This is a genomic window from Streptomyces sp. PsTaAH-137, from assembly GCF_003259365.1.
Taxonomy (GTDB): Bacteria; Actinomycetota; Actinomycetes; order Streptomycetales; family Streptomycetaceae; genus Streptomyces.
The window spans coordinates 1-1,772 of record NZ_QLLY01000091.1 but is presented as its reverse complement, the minus strand read 5'-3'; the positions used below and the strand labels follow the sequence as shown (position 1 = coordinate 1,772).

Genomic DNA, 1,772 nt, shown 5'->3' with positions numbered 1-1,772 from the left:
GTGCGCTGGTCGCAGGACGGTCAGGTCGAGTACATCGGGCGGACCGACTTCCAGGTCAAGGTCCGCGGCTTCCGCATCGAACTCGCCGAGATCGAACAAGCACTGACCGAGCACCCGGACGTCGACAGCGCCGTCGTCGTCGTCCGCGAGGACCGGGCCGACGACCAGCGCATCGTCGCCTACGTCATACCGGCCGGCACCGCGACACCGTCCGCGCTGGACCTCACCGCCCTGACGGACCACGTCCGCGGACACCTGCCCGACTACATGGTCCCCACCGCGATCGTGCCGCTCACCGAGTTCCCCACGACGACCAGCGGAAAGCTCGACCGCAAGGCGCTGCCCGCACCGGACCACACCGAGACGGAGACCGGACGCGGACCGCGCAACCCCACCGAGGAAGTCCTCTGCCGGCTCTTCGCCGACCTGCTCGGCCTGGCCGAGATCGGCATCGACGCCGACTTCTTCGACCGCGGCGGGCACTCCCTGCTCGCCACCCGGCTGACCGGCCGCATACGCAATGAGCTCCACGTCGACGTGAAAGTCACGACGGTCTTCCGTCATCCGACCGTCGCCCAGCTGGCGGTGCAGATCGAGGAACTGGCCACGTCGAACCGCCCCCGGCTGCGTCCCCAGCTGGGCCAGATGACCGTTTAGGAGAAGCGTCGATGATCCCCTTGTCCTTCGCCCAGCGGCGGATGTGGTTCCTGCACCGCCTGGAAGGGCCGTCCGCGACGTACAACATCCCGTTCGTGCTCCGCCTGGACGGGGCCCTCGACACCGCGGCCCTGGCCGCGGCGGTCACGGACGTCGCCGAACGGCACGACAGCCTGCGCACCCTGGTCGTCGAGAACGCCGACGGCACACCGGAGCAGCGGGTCCTGCCCCCCGAGGAGGCGGCCCTGCCGTTCCGCGTGGTCGACGTGAACGCCGACGACGTGGACGCCGCACTGCACGAGGAACTGGTCCTGGGCTTCGACCTGGAGACCGAACTCCCGCTGCGCACCACCGTGTTCCGGCTCTCGCCGCACGAGCACGTCCTCGCGTTCGTGTTCCACCACATCGCGGCCGACGGCTCCTCGATGGCCCCGTTCCTGAAGGACCTGGTCACCGCCTACACGGCCCGCCACGGCAGAACCGCGCCGCAGTGGGTGCCGCTGCCGGTCCAGTACAAGGACTACACCCTGTGGCAGCGGCAGCTGCTGGGCGAGGACGGGGACCGCGAAAGCGTCGCCGCACCCCAGATCGCCTACTGGCGCAAGGAACTGGACGAGGTGCCGCAGCCGACCCAGCTCCCGCTGGACCGGCCGAGGCCCACGATCGTGGGACACCGCGGCGGCCACGTCTCGTTCCTGCTCGACTCCGACCTGGTCTCCCGGCTCGGCAAGGTGGCCGCCGACCGCGGCGCCACCGCCCCGATGGTGGCCCAGGCCGCCCTCGCCGTCCTGCTGAACAAGCTCGGCGCCGGTGAGGACGTCACGATCGGCAGCCCGATCGCCGGGCGCACCGACGAGGCGCTGAACGACCTGGTCGGCTTCTTCGTCAACACCTGGGTGCTGCGCGCCGACCTGTCGAAGAACCCGACCTTCGGCGACATGGTGGAACAGGTACGGGACAAGGCCCTGGCCGCGTACGACAACCAGGACGTCCCCTTCGAGCGGCTCGTGGAACTGCTCAACCTGGAGCGCTCGACTTCGTACCCGCCGCTGTTCCAGACGATGCTGGCCTGGCAGTTCGTGTGGCCGGACATCGAGATGCCGGGCCTGGAGGTC

The 1,772-nt window shown here is 69.8% G+C and carries 2 protein-coding genes; both read left to right on the top strand.

What is annotated here, in order from left to right; genetic code table 11:
* The coding region (locus K377_RS41105) for a phosphopantetheine-binding protein (protein ID WP_237551597.1) at positions 1-657 on the top strand (657 nt) is incomplete at its 5' end.
* An 11-nt stretch (positions 658-668) separates the two neighbouring features.
* Positions 669-1,772, top strand: a 1,104-nt coding sequence (locus tag K377_RS41100; protein WP_237551596.1) for a condensation domain-containing protein, incomplete at its 3' end; no start/stop codon positions are given.